The 1,772-nt window shown below is 35.6% G+C and carries 1 protein-coding gene; it reads right to left on the reverse strand.

Going from position 1 to position 1,772, the window contains the following annotated elements:
* A partial coding sequence (locus MW688_RS16220) for a hypothetical protein (RefSeq protein WP_486737053.1) occupies positions 1 to 1,383 on the reverse strand: 1,383 nt, incomplete at its 3' end.
* Between the last annotated feature and the right edge of the window lie 389 nt (positions 1,384 to 1,772).

Here is a 1,772-nt window from a genome sequence, read left to right on the forward strand (position 1 = left end):
AGGATTATGGAATTTCCAGCTAACTGCTTGATCTTCATACATCAACAACTCTAATAGTTTCAACGAAAAGTAAAGGACTTTTTTATCCATTTCCACAGGTGTCTCGAAACTGTCTGTATTGCTTATTAAGCCAATATTTCCATGTAGTAAATCATTTCTTACGCTTAAGGCTTCATAGTCGTTTTCATTTAATGGAATGTTCTCATCTTTAAAAGGCATACTCAATTTTTCGTCATTCCTTAGATGCTTCTTATTGATAGGCTGATTGATTGACCGAACCCTATTCTTGATTTTCTGAATATAATCAAACTCGCTTTCATTAACCTCAATAATGTCGAGTATTTTATCAATAAAAGCAGATTCAAACCTTTTTTTTATTGGATAAATCAACCCATTCTCTTTTGGTGAATAAATTTTGGTTAAAGATTCTAATGCAACAGCAAATCCGCTAGGTTGAACATTTAAAGTTGAATTGCATGATTCATTTATCAAATTGAGTGTATATTTAAATTCATCATTTTGATACATCGTCTCTAAAAGCTTATTAAAGGTTTCTAAATCTACCTCAGTAATTCTTTCTTTATTTGAAGGGCTAATCTTGTCTTCATTGATGCCCTTCCCATTCGGATTTGTAAAAACAGGAATCCAATAGTGTTTATACTCACTGCGAAGTTCTGAGTATCCAAGCTTTGGTTTTTCACTAAAAAATCTATTCCCCGAGAATAAATAAAATACTTCGTCTCCAGGATTTAACCCTGTAAAAAACCCATAAGCAATTAAAATTATATTTTGTGCGAACAAGAAACTATTAAAATGCGTTGGACTAATAGATTCAATGATTATATAAGCTCTTCCTTCTTTTTCAACATGGAATAAATCATAGCTAATTTCACCTACATTCAACCTCAAGCAATTGCTGCTGTAAGATATTTCATCTATTTCATGTGTTACAGTTTCAAATATAAAAATCAGCTGTGGAAGACTCAAAGATGTTTGGATAATGGATCTTATGTAATAGTTCTTATTAAGTTCTATAGTCTTATCGAAAAAACCAAGTAACTCATATAGAGAATTAGTGCTTCTTTGTCCGTTTTTTATATCGACTTTTTTCTGTTTAAAAAAACTACTTGTGATTTCGACTTCGTAATCATTCAGCTTTATACGAGACTGGTTTAAACCATCAATCGAAAATAAAAAATCAGCATTGCTAAAGTTTATATGAAAACAACCTTTACCATCCTTTGTAAGCTTACCACTTACTGATCGATTATGCGGTTCTTTAATAAATACTTCAACTCTTTTAGTTGATTCAAATTCCGAAATGAGTCTAAATGAATCTTCTAAGACCTTTTTGTTATTAGGAAGTCTTTTGAACTTTTTCATCTTTTTTTAATTGCACAGAACGGCCAGGCTACACGCAGTGGGGGATTTTTCCATCAACCCTTTCTGGTCTTGATTCAAATATACAGCGCAGACAGCAAAAAGACGAAATTGGCGAAGCTTGGCTTTTTGCTGACTGTGCGGATTTCTTACCCACACTTTTCATTTCTAAGACTTTACCCCCATTGTGTGTAGCCCTGTGTTGGGTGCAGGGCGGGTTGGCTGTGAGCCCGAGCAATTGCCGCACATAAGAGCCCTAAGGCGAGGATGTGCGCAGTGCCGGGCGGGCGGGATGACTCCCCCCGGTAGGGCTTGCACCCAACGGCCCGGCTACGTAACGTGCCGGATTCTAAATTTACCATTTTCGTCTCAATTCACAAATGCTAGCGCAG

It is taken from the genome of Johannesbaptistia floridana, assembly GCF_057440575.1.